This is a genomic window from Shewanella sp. YLB-07 (genome assembly GCF_009377275.1).
The window spans coordinates 358,427-376,362 of the sequence record NZ_VOQB01000004.1 but is presented as its reverse complement, the minus strand read 5'-3'; the positions used below and the strand labels follow the sequence as shown (position 1 = coordinate 376,362).

Below are 17,936 nucleotides of genomic sequence, written 5' to 3'. Positions count from 1 at the left end.
CATCTAGGCAACTTGGGGTTAGGCCTAAGTTCTAAGTTCTAAGTTCTAAGTTCTAAGCTTTTGCACACCAGACATAACTAGCAAGGCTAATGCACCGGCAATCACACCGAAAATAGTATTGAGTAAGCTAGGCGTGAGAAATGATAATACAGGCCCGATAATAGCGAGCTGATCAACCAGAGCGGCGACAGTTTCAATCTGTACACTGATCCAATGCAAGCCATGGGTCAGAATTCCGCCTCCCACCATAAACATAGCTATGGTGCCGACTATGGTCAGTCCGCGCATTAAATAGGGAGCAGCATTAACCATTTTTGCGCCAAGCCAACGGCCGCAGCGAGTCAAGAGACTAGCGCCTTTTCTCAGGCTCAGGTACAAGCCAACATCATCCATCTTGACAATTGCAGCCACCAAGCCGTAAACCCCTATGGTCATCACCAGAGCAATCACAGAAAGCGTCACCACTTGAGTGAGAAAGCTACTTTCGGCGACGACCCCTAAGGTGATGGCGATAATCTCAGCTGAGAGTACGAAATCGGTACGAATGGCACCTTTGACCTTCTTGGCTTCGTATTCTCCAAGATCATCAATGTGCGGCAGTTCATCATCCACATCATGAGCCGCACCGCCTTGGGCTAAAGCGGCGGCTTTCTTCTTTCGTTTCTCATAGGTGTGATGCAGCTTCTCGAAGCCTTCGAAACAGAGAAAAAGGCCGCCAAACATCAGCAGAGGCGTCACAGCCCAAGGGATAAAGGCGCTGATCAATAGCGCTGCTGGCACCAGGATGCACTTATTACGCAAGGAGCCCATGGCTACAGCCCAGACGACCGGCAACTCCCTATCGGCGCTGACTCCTGAGACTTGTTGGGCATTGAGAGCTAGATCGTCGCCCAGCACCCCCGCGGTCTTCTTGGCGGCAACTTTACTCATCAAGGCCACATCATCCAAGATGGCGGCAATATCATCCAAAAGCGTTAACAGGCTAGCTCCAGCCATAAATAGTCCTTCCCTTTCCCTATCCTAAATGCTGCAAACCCGTGCAGATTTGATACATGCTTGCTTAAGCAGTCAAATGCTTAAACCAAACTTAATTTCAAAGGGCTAAAGTTACTCTTTTGCAGTGATTTTTACCACAGGCAAAAGATTAACTTGTCTTAATTTGTAAACAAAAGCAGAGACAAGGCGAAGAAAGCTGTAAGACTATAAAGAAGCTTTAAAGTCCTCAAGCTTATAGTCACTGATTCAACTGATAACACTATAGTTTCAATAAAGTGCGCGACTCTTGCTTAAATCACTACCCGAGCCACATAAAAATTCTAGGTTCAGCAAATCGAGCATTTTGACGTGGCTCGGGTATAATACCATTCCATATAAGTATCTGGTCAGTTCAGAGACTCTCAGTTTTTTCAATTCAAGGCACATTGATGAGGAAATGGTTATTCCCTTTTAAGTCAATGTAACGCAGAAGTGGAAACACTGAGAGCCTCACGCAGTACGGGTTTCAAAGCCCTTTATGCTACGTTGAATGTTCTCGATATAGAATAACTATTAGCTTCAAACATTCGCCTTGCCTACAGCGCTTTGAACTCCCGCTGAATGTTCAGATACTTACTCGGAATGGTATAATGACCTCAGAATTTTAAAACTCCTTACAGGAAACGACCATGACACAAGATGAGATGAAGAAAGCCGCTGGTTGGGCTGCGCTACAATACGTTGAAAAAGATACTATTGTTGGCGTCGGCACTGGCTCTACCGTTAATCACTTTATCGATGCTCTCGCGACCATGAAGGCCGATATCGAAGGGGCTGTATCTAGCTCTGCAGCGTCTACCGAAAAGATGAAAGCACTGGGTATTCCGGTCTACGATCTCAATTCTGTCAATGAGCTTTCTGTGTATGTCGATGGTGCCGATGAGATCAACGAACGCATGGACATGATCAAGGGCGGCGGCGCCGCGCTGACTCGTGAGAAGATCATCGCAGCCGTAGCCGAAAAGTTTATCTGTATCGTTGATAACACTAAGCAGGTCGATATCTTAGGCGAGTTTCCACTGCCAGTAGAAGTGATCCCTATGGCTCGCTCATACGTGGCACGCCAACTGGTTAAACTAGGCGGCGATCCGGTTTACCGTGAAGACTGTCTCACCGACAACGGCAACATCATCTTAGATGTGTACAACATGAAGATCATGAAGCCAAAAGAGCTCGAAGAGCAGATCAATCAAATCGTCGGCGTAGTGACTAACGGTTTGTTCGCTAACCGCGGTGCAGATGTGTTGTTAGTGGGTACACCAGAGGGAGTTAAAACGGTTAAGTAGACCGTTTTATTGCTCTTTTTGCTGGTACTTTACAGGTAGTTTGCTAGGTTCTATATCCTAGGTACCTTGTACCATGAAGCCACCCTTTTAACGGGTGGCTTTTTTGTGTCTGCTTCTCAAAGCAAAGCCATACACCAAAGTGATTTTCCCATGGTTGTTCTTTGAAGAGCTCACCTTCATGGATACATATCGCCTGTGGCGCACTTCATGTCCTAATACTTCTGCGAGACGCCGTGAACACGTCCATGTGGGCTCTGCGGCAGCTTCCATGCTGCCGAAGCTCGCAGCCGCATCAGGACTAGTTAATTTACAAGAAGGTTTGACCTTATTCACTACGATCCCTTTGTCGGCTAGGATGATTTAAAACGGTATCAACCCCAGCCCTCAAGCTAAGCGCTAGAAAAACAGATCAACCACTTGATATATATCAATAAGCATCCCGATACCTCCCCACATCCCTACAAAAACAGTTAGATTAGAAAAGAAACAAAGTGGTTTGAGGAGAAATCTTTCTTTGACCATATTATTCTTCTGCTAATACTAAAAAATTAGGGAGCCACAATGATTAATAGCATTATTCAAGCTATAAATAATCGCCAAGAAATTTCATTTGTTTATAGTGGGTTACAAAGGATCGCTCAACCTAGTGCTGTAGGGATTTCAACTGCTGGAAATGACATATTGAGATGCTTTCAAACCCAAGGTAAGCATATCACTCCAGGACATGAATGGGACTTATGTACTGTCTCAAAAATATCCAGTTTTAAAGTTACGGGCGAAACTTTTGATGTAAACCCTCCCGGTTATAAACGCGGAGATAGGGCTATGAAAAGAATACATGCTCAATTATAAATTTCTATCACTGAAAGGTGGGCACGTCATATCTTTCTAGTTAAGAAGATATGGCTATCCTGTCTTTTTATAAAAATTTTACTCTGACTCGATCTACTGTAAACAGCTCCATAAACCAAACAGAAAACAGCAACAAGAACAGAAAGCTAGGGCAAAACACAGAGTTTTATATTTCAATTATAAATATGTGATGGAGATGTTGAATTCACTATTGTAAGCAAGAGTAAAAGTAGGTTAATGTGTGTGCAGTTAGGGAAACGCAGGGCAAACTCTTACATCGACAAGAGAACGCCATTCAGGGAAGAAAAAGCCAATCATTAGCTTGTAAAGGGTCTGCTCAGTGACCACATGCAAGCACCAAGTGATAACGTTTACTCTGACGCTGATTTTAATGTCATCCAATAAAGCCAGAATAATCAAAAGAGCTAAAAGCTAATGTGCTCTGACCCCTTTATCTTTGCTTTATCTTCTTGACCCCTTTATCTTCTTTATCTTGTCGATGACAATAACTTTAAAAAGATGAAATTAATAACAATCAATATTTTTTAAACTTCTTGACACATCGAAAATAAATGTTTAATTTCTGTTAGCCTTAGACTCAATTCTTTTCCGTTAATTTTACTTTGACTACAATCTTCAATTAATTTATTTGTGAGCCTCTCTATACCTTCCAACAGTTTAGTTTTCTTAGATTCTATTTTCCTTCTACGCCTAATATTGACTCGACTTGCGCGATTCAATTTCATTTTCTTTATCATATAATTAACAGGCCCAGCAAGATGAACAATCGTCCCATCCTCTTCAACCCTAAGAAAGTTATCAGCCTTGTGCTCAAATCGATCTAAATACCCAACACCTCCGATAAAGGAAGGTGCGTCATCAGTATTTTTACTGCATGGCCAATCGGATGTTTTCAGTACATTACACTTAGGACAAGACAAGTAGAGGTTATATGGATGCGTATCTAAATTTTTAAAATGTTTTTGAGGACGAAAATGATCAAGTTGCATCTCATCTCCTCCGCATTCATTAACCGTGATATCACAATAAACACATCGATGTTTGCAATCTTCAGAAACCTTTGAATAGTTCTGCCTGTAGTCAGCATAAAATTGTGCTAAATTATTTAAATAATCTTTTTCATTTCGACGTTTCAATTCAGGAAAAAACATATTTTCACCCATCAATTAATTTTTTTAATTTTTGTTCTATTTCGTCTATAAGCGATTGTTGTCTATCAAGCTCCTCTGCATCCCCAGAACATTCTTCAGATAAAACAGGTTTAATACGAACAATATCTAAATTTTCATACTCGATTTTCTCTTGAGCAGTTAGCCCCTTCTCAATAGATTTTTTAAGTAGTTTATCAAACCTTTCAGCTCTTTTAGTTTTAATATCATTAAAAGAATTAATATGACGCCGCATTAATATTGAATACTGCTCTTTATAACTCGGTCTCTCGACCTCATTTTTATCAATAATATACTCCACAGAACCTAGAGGTGGCGTAATTAAACTTATTTCGCTGGTTAAAATATAGAGCGGTAATTTACTATCCAGTACACGTATGGCCTCTACTAACTGTGATCCTTGATAATTGGTTGCTAAACCTACTTGTAATTTTTCATCAATGACAATTGATACCAGATTTGTAATAGCACTTAGTTTACTAACCATATCACTAATTGTCTGTTCAGGCTCAATAGCAACAACATCATACTCTTCACCGTAAATATCCTGAAGAACATCTTCATATATAATTCTAGAATCTTCTTCATCATCTATGAAAATCACTTTCTCTTTCATTTTCTCTCACTTTTTGGAATTGTAATGCTAAATTCTGCTCCGCCAATATCACTATGAGCAATTGCTTTAATAGTACCCTTCATGTGGTCTTCGACATGAGTTTTAACTATTGCTAATCCCATCCCTGTCCCAACAGAATTACCGATTCTATCGCGTTTTCCACTTTGCATAGGTAAGAAAATACTTTCTTCAGTACCTTGTTCTAACCCAATACCAGAGTCCTTATAATTTATGAATATTTCTGATTCTGACTCTGAAATATTCACTTCTATTTTTCTCTGTTTAGTCACATCAGATTCTTTCTCAATAGCCCATATTGAATTGGTCATAAAGTTAATGACTATACTTTCCCAATCAATCTCAAAAGCAAAAACATTATACTGTGCAGCTTCCGTTAATAGAGATATTTTAGTTTCCACTTTCATTTTATCTAAAGTGGTAGCAAACATCTCAAAAACATACTCGAAGACCTCTGGTATACATATCTTGTTCTGTCTTCTTTTATCAGGTTTAATGTTCGCCAAGGCAAATCTAGAGAACTTGTCTACATATTGTGTGCTTTTTTTTACTATCTCAATAAACTTAATTGGTTTGGTTAATTGTCCATCCTGATTGTCTAAACTTTTTAAGTGACTTAGCGTTCTGGACGCACCATTAAATGCTAAGCCAGTATGCTGTCTAACTTCATGTCCAAAACTAATAGTTAATATACCGATTGAAGCTAAATTTGATAAAGTATTCTTTTGATGTTTAAGTTGTTTTTTTTCTTCTTGTAACGCTTCTAAGTAACGTCTCTCTGCTTCAGCCTGCTTTGCTCTTAAACTTTCTAGTTCTTTTAACCTATTAGCAACTATCTGTTCAGGTTTTAGTTGTTTTTTCTTGGTTTTGTTCTTATGACTGGTTTTGGAAACAGATCTTTTTAAGTCTTCAATAACCTCTTCAACTTTTTTATTATTTTTAATTAAAATCTCTGCTAACTCATCAGATAAATCAGTCTGTCGATTTCCTGCTGCATCTTTTTGAACTAGCAACTCAAAGGTTTCAACGATCTTCAATACAAAAGTTCTCAGCTGGAAAAAGGCCTCATTCTCAACAAGCCCTTCTCGGTTAGCCTGATCATCAAGTACAGCATTGGTTTCTCTAGAAATAATGATAGAACCTAGTATCTGATTTGGACCGATTCTCCAACCAGGTTGAGATACACCACCTGGACTTGCTACTTTTCTTAATCCGAGATCTAACCAATCTCCTTTTCCTGTAGGCTCACCATATGGCCGAACTCTAAAATGATCTCTATATATACGAACACCTTGATTCAGTCCCATAAACCCCCTTAAATCTTTAACCCTCAAGTTAAGCTTATTTAGGTCTGTGGTATCTTGTACAAAATAATAAAACTCGAAATCAAGGGGGCCAAAAAGTGGTTTTTCTCCTGAATTTTTTACCCAAAGGTTCCAAGGTAAACCCTCTTGATTGATGTCTAATTGCTTTTTGTTATTTGTATAACAAACAGACACCAATCCTTCTTCATCTACAGAAGCCTTAATCTTCCACCTTGCAGCAGTGAGCATTTTCTCCGAGCTCAAAGCTTTCTCATCAAACTGACCATTCAAATTAGTTTTTAGAACGATTGAAAATTCATTTTCAGCCTGGAATGGCGATATCAACAATCGAAGTTCATTTTCTAGAGTAGAAAGAAATTTATCATCCCAATGATCCTTTAATCCAATCAGTATCATTCGAGTACCGGAACTTTTTTCATCTAAAAAAACCTCCCCATACTTATCTTTGATCGGCAATTCTACTTCAAATATCTCGTGTTCAATTTCTGATAAACTTCGACTGGTGTTCTCAAATTGTTTCCAATCTAAGTTAAGCTGTATAGCCGTATTCATATCTTCTGTTTTAGTGTAGAGTACAAGCTTTTTACATAATCTATCAATTCCAAGCCGTCCCAAACCTTTCGCACCAGTAAGTACCCGACGTTTTGTTGCCGATCGCTCTTTAAGTGATTTATTATCCGTACCAATTTTTAACCAATGATCAATAAGTGTTTCCGCATTCATTCCATAACCATCATCTTCGATAATTAATGTCGAAATCGAATGTTGTCTCAAATGAAAGTCTATCGTGATATTTTCGGCATCTGCGTCATATGAATTTTTAATAAGTTCAGATATGGCAACAGTAGAACTGGAGATACTTTCTCGACCTAATTGCAAAGTTACACGGGCTGAAAATTCAAATGGTTTTTTTGCGATTAATCTACGTCTCATGATTTCCTTACTTACCGAAAAGGAATTTCTTTAACAACACTAACCGTTAAGTGACGACAACGGATTCTATTATTAAAATAATTGTTGGTTTTTGAAGACTTAAGCACTTTAAGTAACAATTTGCAATCATTAAAAGTAGAACTTTTAGGTTTGATTACAATCAGATGGTTCTCTACCGCAATATACCTCTTCCCCGTGATGATAGTACCTGCCGCTCGATATTTATCACTAGGACTCGATGTGCGGCGAATAACTACAAATGGTGGCTCAATGACTCTACCTTTAAACTTTCGATATTCATCAAACTCTTTTATTGTACTCCAAACAGGTGCATTTTTAGAGTGAACATAAGGAAATGACGGTCCATCTAATGGGTCACGATAAGCAACCAAAGGACCTATACATACGTCAAAAAAATCCGAAATAGGAATATATTTATCTAATTTAGAAAACCAAGAAATATCCTTTTCACTTTGACTTACAATACCATCCAATATGAAGACATCGATATCAGTTTTTTCATTGAAACGTCCATAAATCTCACAAATACCATCTATATTTTTAGATGTAAATTCACGCCATGCTTCATATCGGCTTCCAGAACGTAATACATCAGGCAAAATAGCACTTACAATACATCCTCTCGGTAAATTACGAATATAGTGATCAAATAGCACTCCAGCAGCATTAACTTTACCTTGTTTCCAATAACCTACCTTAGGAGAGTCCCAGCTAGAAAATGGTGGATTCATGATGGTATGAGTAACACCAACTAAATCTTCCTCCTGCATCGACATTGCATCTACAACTTTTATATCAGGGAAGTACAGCAGCGCTTCTTTCAACGAACAATCTTTTACTGCCCCACGATTCAGTGCTTCGAGTACAATACGTAATTTCGTTGCTTCAACAAACGATTCATATAGATCATATCCCCTCAGTACCTTTCCCCAAAGTGCTAAGGTTTGTGAAAGATTTTGTGCAACCCCCAGTTGCCTGGAGCATTCAATCAACAAGTTACCTGCACCACAGGTGGGATCGAGTACAACTGAGTCAAACGTAATTGCCCTACTAAATCTTTTTACTGCAATTGAAGACAATTTTTGTCCAGTGAAGAAAGTTCCAGCTTCTCTCATTTCATCAATTGATAGACACTCTCTTAAAACTACATCTATGGAGTCTAGATCGACCATCTCTTTCAATTGTTTTGTATTGATAACATCCTCAATTGATTCAAAAAAACACTTTAGCGTGTGATTATGGTAGTAAAGTTGATTCATATTAGATGATATTATTCTGCAGGTTAAATGATGGGATTATGGTTTGAACTCTACCATGATACAGCCATTGACACTAGATCATATTTGTTTAACTTGTTGATTATTTTATACAAAACTAATAGCTAAATTTGTTATGCCTCTGTCTTTTCTGCAGTTATTCTATTCCCTTAGATAAAAAGATAGGACAGCCATATCTTTTGCTATGTCCAAGCGCGGCAGTAATGAAAAAGACAGGACAGCCATATCTTTTTTTACTCTGGATAAAATAGATAGGACAGCCATATCTTTTGCTATGTCCAAGCGCGGCAGTAATAAATGTGAGCGGACTTCTCTGCTCTTCTCTAGACAATAGCTAGGCATTTAATCGCTACACAATTCATAGCGACTTGAAAGCAGAAAGAAGCAGCCTGCGCCGCCGTAAACAGCCCCATAAACCAAACAGAAAACAGCAACAAGAACAGAAAGCTAGGGCAAAACACAGAGTTTTATATTTCAATTAGAAATATGTGATGGGGATGTTGAATTCACTATTGTAAGCGAGAGTAAAAGTAGGTTAAGAGAAAAAGACAGGACAGCCATATCTTTTGTACTTTAGATCATCCCCCCCCTTGTTCAAAGTAGAAGTGCACCACCAAGCGCTAGGCTTCCACGGAGAAAATAAAGGTAAAGATGAAGCTTTCTAAAATGCTTAAGTCGTTGACTTTCTCCGTGGTCCTTAGTGTCCTCCGCGGTGAATCGCTTTTGCCCAGTTTGTTATAAAAAGGCAGTAAAAGGCAGGACAGCCATGTCTTTTCTTGATGAATAGTAGAAAGTCGCCCCTTCAATGTTATCTATCGCATTTACGGCGAGGAATGCGCACTCTATATATTTGAGAAGGTTCTGTGGCACGCCAGTTCTTGATTTTATAAGGGTTACCCTATAGCCTCGGCCGTGATATCTGATGTGAATGGATTCACATCAGTGAAACCGCAGAGCGGCCAGGGATGGCTTCACAGCGTCCCACAGAAGTGGCTACATATGAGCCTACTGCAAGCAATAAACAACTGTGAACTTATGGGCCTAAACACAGTTAACCAAAGATAGGACAGCCATATCTTTTGCTATGTCCAAGAAGATAAAGGGATCAAAACACATTAGCTTTATGAAGGTAAATAATCATGATGTATAAATCACTTATGATGACGGTTTTAATATTGATACAGGTGTCTTGCGCTTCATACACAAAAGAGGAGATTGACTATGTCGTCCGCGACCTTATAGGGGAATGCTATAAAGTTAATGTAGACAGCTTTCTTTACTCATTAAATCGATGTAGTAGCGCAGATGTTTGCTATGGTATTCAAGCTTATACTGACAAAAGTAAAAGCATCAAGTATAAAAATACACCATATTCCCATGAGCAAGTTATCGGTGATTTAGATTTTTGGAATGATGTCATAAATAGGGACCCTAATTTACCAGGTATTGGGAAAGGTGAATATATAGGGACTGTGCCCGCTGGAACAGAGTTTGCGTTTGTTGACATTGATTATAAGAATATGCCTGGCTATCGAGAGTTCTGGGCGGCAGAAGTGGTATTGAAAGGTGGCGAATTTAAAGAACGTCATGTCAGAATTCCTGATCTGTCCTATAAACAGATTTTTCCACCATGGACGGTTGCGAGTCCATTTGTAAATGGTCCCGTTTGGAACAAAAAATACATAGCTAAATGCATGTTGTAGTGATTATAAAAGACGAGACAGCCATATCTTTTTTTAGTTATATTTGTGGACTAGGTTTACTTTTAATGAGTGTGGCAACTTAAAAACCCAAGCTAAAACAATAAGGTTATGGTTAGTTCCCTATGATTACTGAACAAGATATTCAATTTATGAGTTTGGCTCTGGAGGAGTCTAAGAAGGCTTTGCCTGGGTGCTTGCCTAATCCGCCTGTTGGCTGTGTATTAGTAAAAGGTGGGAAACTAGTAGCGAAAGGTTTCACCCAAGCCCCTGGATATCATCATGCGGAGGCTAGTGCACTTGAAACTTATTCAGAGTCACTTGAAACTGATTTTCAAAGCATGGCTGCTTATGTGACACTGGAGCCCTGCTCTTTTGCGGGTCGGACGCCGTCATGTGCGAAAGCTTTGATAGATAGGAGGATAAGCCAAGTATTCGTCGCTATCTTAGATCCTGATCCTAGAAACAGCGGTAAGGGAATAAAGATGCTCACTGATGCGGGGATAGCGGTAACTACCGGAGTTGAAGCTGATAGTGTTCAGAAATTCATATATCCCTATCTGAATAAGGGTTAAGTAAAAGGAAGTTCAGGGAATTAAAAGACGGGACAGGCATATCTTTTCTGAGTATCCAAGGCGGGTTCGGTGGTAACAGTACGGGATTGCTTCGACTCGGTGATATTGCAGGTGTCAGTTTAGGTTATCAAACGCCTGCGATGACATTAAGTCGATTCACGGAAAAATAGCATGTTGTTAGCCGCAACACTTTTTATATTTTTTACCACTGCCACATAAACAAGGATCATTACGGTTCGGGGTTTTGTCGAACCTAGTGGTAGTTGGCTTGTTTATAACCGCGTTAAGATCATTGATATTTTCATCAATAGCACTATCTACAGTAATCTCGGCAAATAATCCATTATCAGCAACTAACGCCACTACCTCTTTTTTTCTCTCATCACTGTTAACCACTAGCGATAATGGCTGCTTTTCTGTACCAAGCTTAACGATACGCTTAGTATTATAACCACTTATCACATGATTTTCTCTGGTGTAGATACGCCCTTTGTAATACAGATCGTGCACAATGAACTCCGCTAATTAAATACTAGATTTTAGCGCGGAAGTATAACGTAAAACGTTAAATAGTCGACTGTTGAATTAAGGAACTCAGATAAAGCAGATAAAGGGGTCAGAACCTGACAAAACCCCACAAAATATTATGAGTAAACAATAAGATAAATTAAAGATAAATTAAAGATAAATTAAAGATAAAGCGGATAAAGGGGTCAGAACACATTAGCTTTTGCTATGTCCAAGTACAAGTAAAGATAGGACAGGCATATCTTTATTGATGAGCTTAAACGACTCGTTGAAGAGTCCGTTTTTATATACGATGAAATGAGGCCGCACTTAAGCTTGGGAATAATAAATCGTGCCACCCATTGTTAATCAATAACATACAGTGCCCCCTTGTTCAAAGTAGAAGTGCGTCACTCATTTTTAGTTATTGGTTTAAGGTGATTATGCCCCGTCCCAGAAGAACACAAGTCAAAGCCGCGATTAACAACCAATGCACCACTTCCTCAACCAAGAGTGTTATTGACGCTGGAATACTACAGGGGTAAAATTATGGCCTTCTAATTTTGAGGTTAACCATGCGATTCAAGCAAATCATAAGCGTTGAAATGGCTAATACCACCGATATATTGTCAGTGTCATTTGGTAAGGACATTGAAGTCGTCAGCAATGATGGTTCCAGAGTGGCAGACTACTGGCAGGAAGTCGCTTATCTAGTATTACTCGATGGTAAAGCCGTGGATGATGGTCATACAAGATCTAATGCGAATGAAGTAGCGAAAAAATGGCAAATAGACGATGATTTGCGATTAACAGGACTTGGCACACACTCAAACAAGCGTTACTGGCAATTACCTATTAAGCTGCAACGACAGATCAGACAATTTGGCAGTGTGTTACCTTCGCTCGCGCCTTAAGAACGTTAAAGGATCGCACCTCAGTTTCTCTCAAGATACTCAAGAACATATAGTTGAAAGCCCCGATGCCGTGAGGTATCGGGGCTTTTTTGTTTGATAAACAGATAAAGCAGATAAAAGGGTCAGAACCTGGCGAATCCCCCCTTTGTAGATTTGCGGCTATGCTACACTTATAAGTGGCTAAGCTTGTCCCTGCAGGAGGTATAAAGTGGCCATCGCAATTACACTTAGTGAGTATTTGTCAAAAAACAATGTTAAATATGAATTAGTGAAGCATAAACATACCGCCGCTTCACTGGACTCTTCAAAATCGGCCCATATCCCCTCATCCCACATGTCTAAACCCGTTGTCTTAGTTAACAAATCAGGAGAACACATAATGGCAATTGTGTCTGCTGGCAACAGGCTGTCATTGCCAAGATTGAATGATATAACCGGACAAGAATATAACTTAGTTAGCGAACAAAAATTGGGTGAGCTTTTCCCCGATTGTGACAGAGGTGCGATCCCCGCAATAGGTGAGGCATACCAGATGAAGATGCTTGTCGATGACTCCTTGTTAGCGACCGAGCATGTTTACATAGAAGCCGGTGACCATAATCATTTAATTAAGATGCCACATAAACAGTATGTAAATATGCTAGATAAAACACCCCATGGTGACATTTCCGGCAAGCGAATAGGCATATCTAGATCAGCCAGAAGATACCAGCGCGATTGGCGATTGTGATCTCATTCCATATGAGTATAGACTCAAGTCCAAGCCTACTTACACTTTGAAACAGAACACCGAGTTAAGCTCGGTGTTTGAACATCCTGAGGACAAACCCCACTCAAAAATTGACAGGGATATGCCAAGGTTTAGCTAGATAAGCAGACCTAAAATTACAGCGCCTGTATCTGTTCTACCATCAACTTCATCTTATTTCTAACTCCTTATTTCTAACGACCTTGGATTTAGTATTCATTAAGAAATAAACCTACTTAAGATTATCTGTGGATTTAAAGTCTGAATTATTACTCCGCAATAGAGAAGCTGATAAACAATTGAATCAAATGGTTAGCAAGTGTAGGCTAGCGACAAAGATAATTTATCTAGGCTCCTACTCTACATTTTAATCAGTAGTGATTAAGCACCTTTAAAGGTTAAGAAAAAGGAAGTTCAGGGAATGAATATATTGTTAGTGGTAGCTGGGGCGCTGAGTGCGCTTGCGGCTTTGGCGCATATCGGCTGTATCTATTTTGGTGCATCCTGGTATCGCTTCTTCGGTGCCGGAGAGCAGATGGCGATAATGGCGGAGCAAGGCAGTTTAAGGCCGACTATTATCACCTCGGGGATTGCCTTAGTCCTGTCTATCTGGTCTCTTTATGCCTTCAGTGCCGCTGGACTTATCGGCAAGCTGCCACTCATTCGAACCGCTCTGATCATTATCACTGCTATTTATCTACTCCGCGGTGTCGCAGGCTTCTTTTTCATCAGTAACCCACTCGGGCGCAGCCCTGAGTTCTGGTTCTGGAGCTCAGCCATCTGCCTGTCCCTCGGCCTACTCCACCTCATCGGACTAAAACAGCAATGGGCTAGTTTGTAAGTCGTAACTATAACTATCTAAAGGGAACTAGATAAGTTTACTGTTAATTCAAGACAGAGTTGAAAGCTAGATGCTGATCGCTGTGTTATTGATTAGTCACGGGAGCCCGATTTTTATATAACAATGCCGACCCAGCGCTGAAGGTGTATAGTGCGGCCAGTATTTCTCACTAAATAGACCAACAATATGCTCGGCTACTACCTACATTCAATCAATGCCAAACAGGCGCTGGAAGCTATCGTTAAAGGACTGTCCTGCATCCGGCTCTCTACTGACCTAAACCTTTCGGAACGGGACTTTTCCTTAAGTGATCAGAGTCTGGTACTCGACGATGACAATCGACTTTCCATTGACGAACTCAAAAGAATCGCCAAGAAGACACAGAGGATCTACCTCTGCCGCGATGGAGATATGGTTCCGCTTGAAGACCGCAGCTCTGGCTACTACAAGCTCGTTCCCACATCTGGCGCACCTCTGCTAGAAATTAGCGGCGTCAAGATGCACATCTCCAAGGGAACTGACCCCTTTGTTAGTGCCTCCGAGATGGCTAAACAGGCGGTGAGCAAGGGTGACAAGGTACTGGACTGCTGCAGCGGACTTGGCTATGCGGCCATAGCAGCCCACCGACTAGGTGCAAGCGAAGTGCTCACCATAGAGTTGAGTCCGGAGGTAATGGGGCTACGCGCGCAGAACCCTTGGTCAAACGATTTGGGCAAAGAGGGGATTGTGCAACGTCAGGGTAGTAGCTTTGAGCTGATCACCACAATGCCTGCGATTTCCTTCGATGCTGTGGTTCACGATCCACCGCGTTTTTCCCTCGCCGGGGAGCTCTATAGCGAAGAGTTCTACCGGGAGATCTTCCGGGTGCTGCGCCCAGGCGGACGACTTTTTCATTACACTGGCAATCCACACGTAGTGAAGAAGGGAAGCAGCTTTGTCGATGGCGTCATTCGCCGGCTCAAAGCGGCCGGCTTCAAACACGTGAAAAAAGTCGAGCATCTTATGGGGGTCAGTGCGCAGAAATAAGGCATAACCGAACCAAGAAGCAGACTTACATAGGTTCTATCTGCTCTACCATCAACTGCACCGTCTGATTACCTCTAAACTCGTTCACGTCGAGTTTATAGACCACCTGAGCATGCTCTATGGTGGCATCGGGCCAGGTCTTAAGATCGATATTAAAGGCGATGGCATCTAGCATGGTTTGGCCACATTCGGTTTCCAGCACCAGTTTAAGATGCTTCTCACCGACGATACGTTGTTGGATGACTTTAAAGTGGCCATCGAACAGAGGCTCAGGGAACTCTTGGCCCCAGGGGCCTGCATTACGCAGCTCTGAGGCGATTGTTAAGTTCATATCTCCAGCGGACAAGTCTCCGTCGGTCACGAACTCACCAGTCAGCTGCTCAAGCTTTAACAACTCACGCACAGCTTGATCGAATGCCTGCTCGAAGGTCTCAAAGTCTTTCGCTCTCAAAGAGAGTCCCGCTGCCATGGCATGGCCACCAAATTTGAGGATCATTCCGGGGTGACGGCTATTGATAAGTTCAAGAAGGTCGCGCATGTGCAGTCCCTTTATCGAGCGCGCCGAACCTTTTATCTCGCCTTCCCCCGCATCGGCAAATGCAATTACGGGTCTGTGGTATCTGTCTTTGATTCTGGAAGCCAGAATACCGATAACTCCCTGATGCCAATCCTCCTGGAAAAGGGCTATGCCCCAAGGCAGGCTCGCTTCATTGAGCTCAACAGACTCCAGGCTCTTTAGCGCTTCTTGCTGCATATCGGCTTCGAGATCCCGTCGCTGTGCGTTTAGGCCATCAAGTTCCGCCGCCATACGCCTGGCACTCATCATGTCATCACAAAGCAAAGTCTCGACCCCAAGGGCCATCTCATCGAGACGCCCCGCCGCATTAAGCCTGGGGCCTACGGCGAAGCCAAAATCGGCAGCGACTATTTTAGCCGGGTTACGTTTCGCGACTTCTAATAAAGCCGTGATGCCGGCGCGGCAGCGACCCGCCCTCACCCTCTGTAATCCCGCTTCCACTAAGATGCGGTTGTTACCGTCGAGAGCCACCACATCGGCAACTGTGCCCAGGGCGACGATATCGAGCAGATGACCTAAATTCGGTTCGCTAATGCCCTGCTCTTGATACCAGTTGCGCTGTCTAAGCTCGGCTCTAAGGGCTGACATCAGGTAGAAAGCCACCCCAACACCCGCGATAGATTTACTGGCGAAGCTGCAATCCACTTGATTGGGATTCACTATGGCGTCTGCATCGGGAATAGTCTTACCCGGCAGATGGTGATCTGTTATCACCACTTGCATGCCCAGCGCCTTAGCGGCAGCAACGCCTTCTATGGATGAGATACCATTATCTACCGTGATCAACAGCTCTGCGCCCTTACTATGGGCGACAGCAACAATCTCAGGGCTAAGTCCATAACCGAAATCGAAGCGATTAGGGATAAGGTAATCGATTTTACTGGCGCCCATCATCTTGAGGGCCAACATGCACACACAGGTCGAGGTCGCACCATCGGCATCGAAGTCACCCATGATTAAAATAGCGCGATTGTCTCTGATCCCATCGGCGATAATCTTAGAGGCTATGTCCAAACCTTTCATGGTATTGGGGCGCAGCAGGCGTGACAGAGTCAGATCGCATTCCTCGGCAGTGGTACCACGGCTGGCATAGATCTGTTTTAACAGAGGAGAGAAGGAATCTGGCAGATGAGTGTCATCAACCTTAGAACGTCGGACTATCTTATGGATCACGAATTACTGCCTTATAGCTAGGTTGAGCACAGAGAAATCAAACGACGGCTAGCATATCAAACCGCAGCCCAGATAACACTGCAAACAAACCAGTTTTAGGTTAAGTATGGAAGCAAAAATTCACTAACCTGAAATGCGTCATCTGATATGCTGGACATAAAAAGGCCAGCGATATCGCTGGCCTTAGGCTTTATATAGTCAAGAAATCTAGTTAATAGCTTCCAGAGCACGCAGTAGATCTTTAGGTGGCTGATAGCCCGGGATCATGCTGCCATCTTCGAGGATAATAGCCGGGGTGCCATTGATACCGAAGCTCTGTCCCAAATTATACTGCTCGGCAATTTTCGCGTCACACTGCTTATGCTTAACGCTCTTACCCGCCTTAGCTTCTGTCATCGCTTTCAGTGGATCCGCTGCACACCAGACCGCCTCCATCTCATCTGCGTTAGCAGAAGGCACGCCGCGACGAGGGAATGCCAGATAACGAATGGTGATGCCTAAATCGTTATACTCATCCATCTGATTATGCAATTTGCGACAGTAACCGCAGCTAATGTCGGTGAAGACGGTAACCACATGCTTCTCGTTCTTAGCCTTATACACCAACATATGGTCTTCAAGGGGTTTCATCATCTCGATACGAGGTCCTGCCATAGCAGCCTCAGTCAGATTCTTCATACCGTTATCTAAATCGTACAAGCTACCATGGAGTAGCTTAGAGCCATCTTTAGAGATATATAGCACGCCACGATCCGTTAAGGCTTCGTATAACCCTGGGATCGGCGACTGATTAAGGGAGTGAACCTCAACATTGAGTGTTTCACTCAGCTTCTGCTTCAGCTCAGCTGAATTGGCAATTGTGTCGCTGGTAGTATTCGATGTGGCCATAGCGAAAGGTGCTATTACCACAGCAAGTACCAAAGAAAATATGCGGGTAAACTTCATTATATATCCTGTTCTTTGCATGGGTCTGGTGCGGTTATTTAGAATTACAGTTGATTAGACCCTGTTTAGGCCAGAAAAGTTACAGTTTCAACAGGATTAAAGCAAATAATAACTGTAACTAAATCACTGCCAGTAGAGGTAATTATAAACTACCTCACAGTTAAGCAGCTTCGAATGAAGCTTGTTTGCATTTTTTGATGGTTCATTTGGGTATCAATCCTTCTTCCCCGTCGTTCCGGCAGATCTTTTTAGCCGGAATCCAGTGGCTTTTGCTATTGGCTTATGTGTTTGAAGCTCGTTCCTTCATGGCAACCTAACGCTTCCGGGCAGGCGTTTGATAACAAAACCATTTCGGCATACGGTAAATTGCCAAACAC

At 41.9% G+C, this 17,936-nt stretch carries 17 protein-coding genes; 9 read left to right on the top strand and 8 right to left on the bottom strand.

Annotated elements, in window-relative coordinates:
- Window positions 1–45: 45 nt before the first annotated feature.
- Window positions 46–996 carry a DUF808 domain-containing protein gene (locus tag FS373_RS11235; protein WP_144045165.1) on the bottom strand — a complete coding sequence of 317 codons (951 nt, stop codon included), beginning with the start codon at window positions 994–996 and terminating at the stop codon, window positions 46–48.
- 668 nt (window positions 997–1,664) lie between these two features.
- Between FS373_RS11235 and rpiA the strand changes: the two genes are divergently transcribed.
- The 3 genes from rpiA to FS373_RS11220 all read left to right on the top strand — a co-directional run bounded on the left by rpiA (window position 1,665) and on the right by FS373_RS11220 (window position 3,173).
- Window positions 1,665–2,321 (top strand): ribose-5-phosphate isomerase RpiA, encoded by a 657-nt coding sequence (rpiA, locus tag FS373_RS11230; RefSeq protein WP_152829452.1) that lies wholly within the window; start codon window positions 1,665–1,667, stop codon window positions 2,319–2,321.
- A gap of 178 nt (window positions 2,322–2,499) precedes the next feature.
- Window positions 2,500–2,685: a hypothetical protein gene (locus tag FS373_RS11225; protein ID WP_152829451.1), complete on the top strand. Its 186-nt coding sequence runs from the start codon at window positions 2,500–2,502 to the stop codon at window positions 2,683–2,685.
- A 197-nt stretch (window positions 2,686–2,882) separates the two neighbouring features.
- Window positions 2,883–3,173 (top strand): hypothetical protein, encoded by a 291-nt coding sequence (locus tag FS373_RS11220; protein WP_152829450.1) that lies wholly within the window; start codon window positions 2,883–2,885, stop codon window positions 3,171–3,173.
- Window positions 3,174–3,718: 545 nt separating this feature from the next.
- Here the strand turns inward: FS373_RS11220 and FS373_RS11215 are convergent.
- Genes FS373_RS11215 through FS373_RS11200 form a run of 4 tightly spaced genes read right to left on the bottom strand, consistent with a single transcriptional unit; the run spans window position 3,719 to window position 8,535 of the window.
- Window positions 3,719–4,345, bottom strand: coding sequence for an HNH endonuclease (locus FS373_RS11215; RefSeq protein WP_194165841.1), 627 nt, complete (start codon window positions 4,343–4,345; stop codon window positions 3,719–3,721).
- Window positions 4,346–4,349: 4 nt separating this feature from the next.
- Window positions 4,350–4,979, bottom strand: a complete 630-nt coding sequence (locus FS373_RS11210; protein WP_152829448.1) for a hypothetical protein — start codon at window positions 4,977–4,979, stop codon at window positions 4,350–4,352.
- Window positions 4,976–7,255, bottom strand: coding sequence for an ATP-binding protein (locus FS373_RS11205; protein WP_152829447.1), 2,280 nt, complete (start codon window positions 7,253–7,255; stop codon window positions 4,976–4,978). The genes FS373_RS11210 and FS373_RS11205 overlap by 4 nt, the downstream gene beginning before the upstream one ends.
- A gap of 11 nt (window positions 7,256–7,266) precedes the next feature.
- Window positions 7,267–8,535 (bottom strand): N-6 DNA methylase, encoded by a 1,269-nt coding sequence (locus FS373_RS11200; protein ID WP_152829446.1) that lies wholly within the window; start codon window positions 8,533–8,535, stop codon window positions 7,267–7,269.
- Window positions 8,536–9,692: 1,157 nt separating this feature from the next.
- Here FS373_RS11200 and FS373_RS11195 point away from each other — a divergent pair.
- Both FS373_RS11195 and FS373_RS11190 read left to right on the top strand, forming a co-directional pair.
- Window positions 9,693–10,256 (top strand): hypothetical protein, encoded by a 564-nt coding sequence (locus tag FS373_RS11195; RefSeq protein WP_152829445.1) that lies wholly within the window; start codon window positions 9,693–9,695, stop codon window positions 10,254–10,256.
- A 122-nt stretch (window positions 10,257–10,378) separates the two neighbouring features.
- Window positions 10,379–10,828, top strand: coding sequence for a bifunctional diaminohydroxyphosphoribosylaminopyrimidine deaminase/5-amino-6-(5-phosphoribosylamino)uracil reductase RibD (locus FS373_RS11190; protein ID WP_152829444.1), 450 nt, complete (start codon window positions 10,379–10,381; stop codon window positions 10,826–10,828).
- A gap of 177 nt (window positions 10,829–11,005) precedes the next feature.
- Here the strand turns inward: FS373_RS11190 and FS373_RS11185 are convergent, their stop codons facing one another.
- Window positions 11,006–11,338 (bottom strand): PBPRA1643 family SWIM/SEC-C metal-binding motif protein, encoded by a 333-nt coding sequence (locus tag FS373_RS11185; protein ID WP_322619487.1) that lies wholly within the window; start codon window positions 11,336–11,338, stop codon window positions 11,006–11,008.
- Window positions 11,339–11,910: 572 nt separating this feature from the next.
- On the opposite strand from FS373_RS11185, the gene FS373_RS11180 reads away from it, so the two are divergent.
- The 4 genes from FS373_RS11180 (at window position 11,911) to FS373_RS11165 (ending at window position 14,864) form a co-directional block, all read left to right on the top strand.
- On the top strand, window positions 11,911–12,249 hold the full coding sequence (locus FS373_RS11180) for a hypothetical protein (RefSeq protein WP_152829443.1): 339 nt from the start codon (window positions 11,911–11,913) through the stop codon (window positions 12,247–12,249).
- Window positions 12,250–12,457: 208 nt separating this feature from the next.
- Window positions 12,458–12,979 carry a YbaK/EbsC family protein gene (locus tag FS373_RS11175; RefSeq protein ID WP_322619486.1) on the top strand — a complete coding sequence of 174 codons (522 nt, stop codon included), beginning with the start codon at window positions 12,458–12,460 and terminating at the stop codon, window positions 12,977–12,979.
- 439 nt (window positions 12,980–13,418) lie between these two features.
- Window positions 13,419–13,838, top strand: coding sequence for a hypothetical protein (locus tag FS373_RS11170; RefSeq protein ID WP_144045158.1), 420 nt, complete (start codon window positions 13,419–13,421; stop codon window positions 13,836–13,838).
- A gap of 186 nt (window positions 13,839–14,024) precedes the next feature.
- Window positions 14,025–14,864, top strand: a complete 840-nt coding sequence (locus FS373_RS11165) for a class I SAM-dependent methyltransferase (protein WP_152829442.1) — start codon at window positions 14,025–14,027, stop codon at window positions 14,862–14,864.
- Window positions 14,865–14,889: 25 nt separating this feature from the next.
- Here the strand turns inward: FS373_RS11165 and recJ are convergent, their stop codons facing one another.
- Window positions 14,890–16,614 (bottom strand): single-stranded-DNA-specific exonuclease RecJ, encoded by a 1,725-nt coding sequence (gene recJ, locus FS373_RS11160; protein WP_322619485.1) that lies wholly within the window; start codon window positions 16,612–16,614, stop codon window positions 14,890–14,892.
- 207 nt (window positions 16,615–16,821) lie between these two features.
- A complete protein-coding gene (dsbC, locus tag FS373_RS11155; RefSeq protein WP_144045155.1) occupies window positions 16,822–17,559 on the bottom strand; it encodes a bifunctional protein-disulfide isomerase/oxidoreductase DsbC in 738 nt (245 codons plus the stop codon).
- Window positions 17,560–17,936 lie beyond the last annotated feature (377 nt).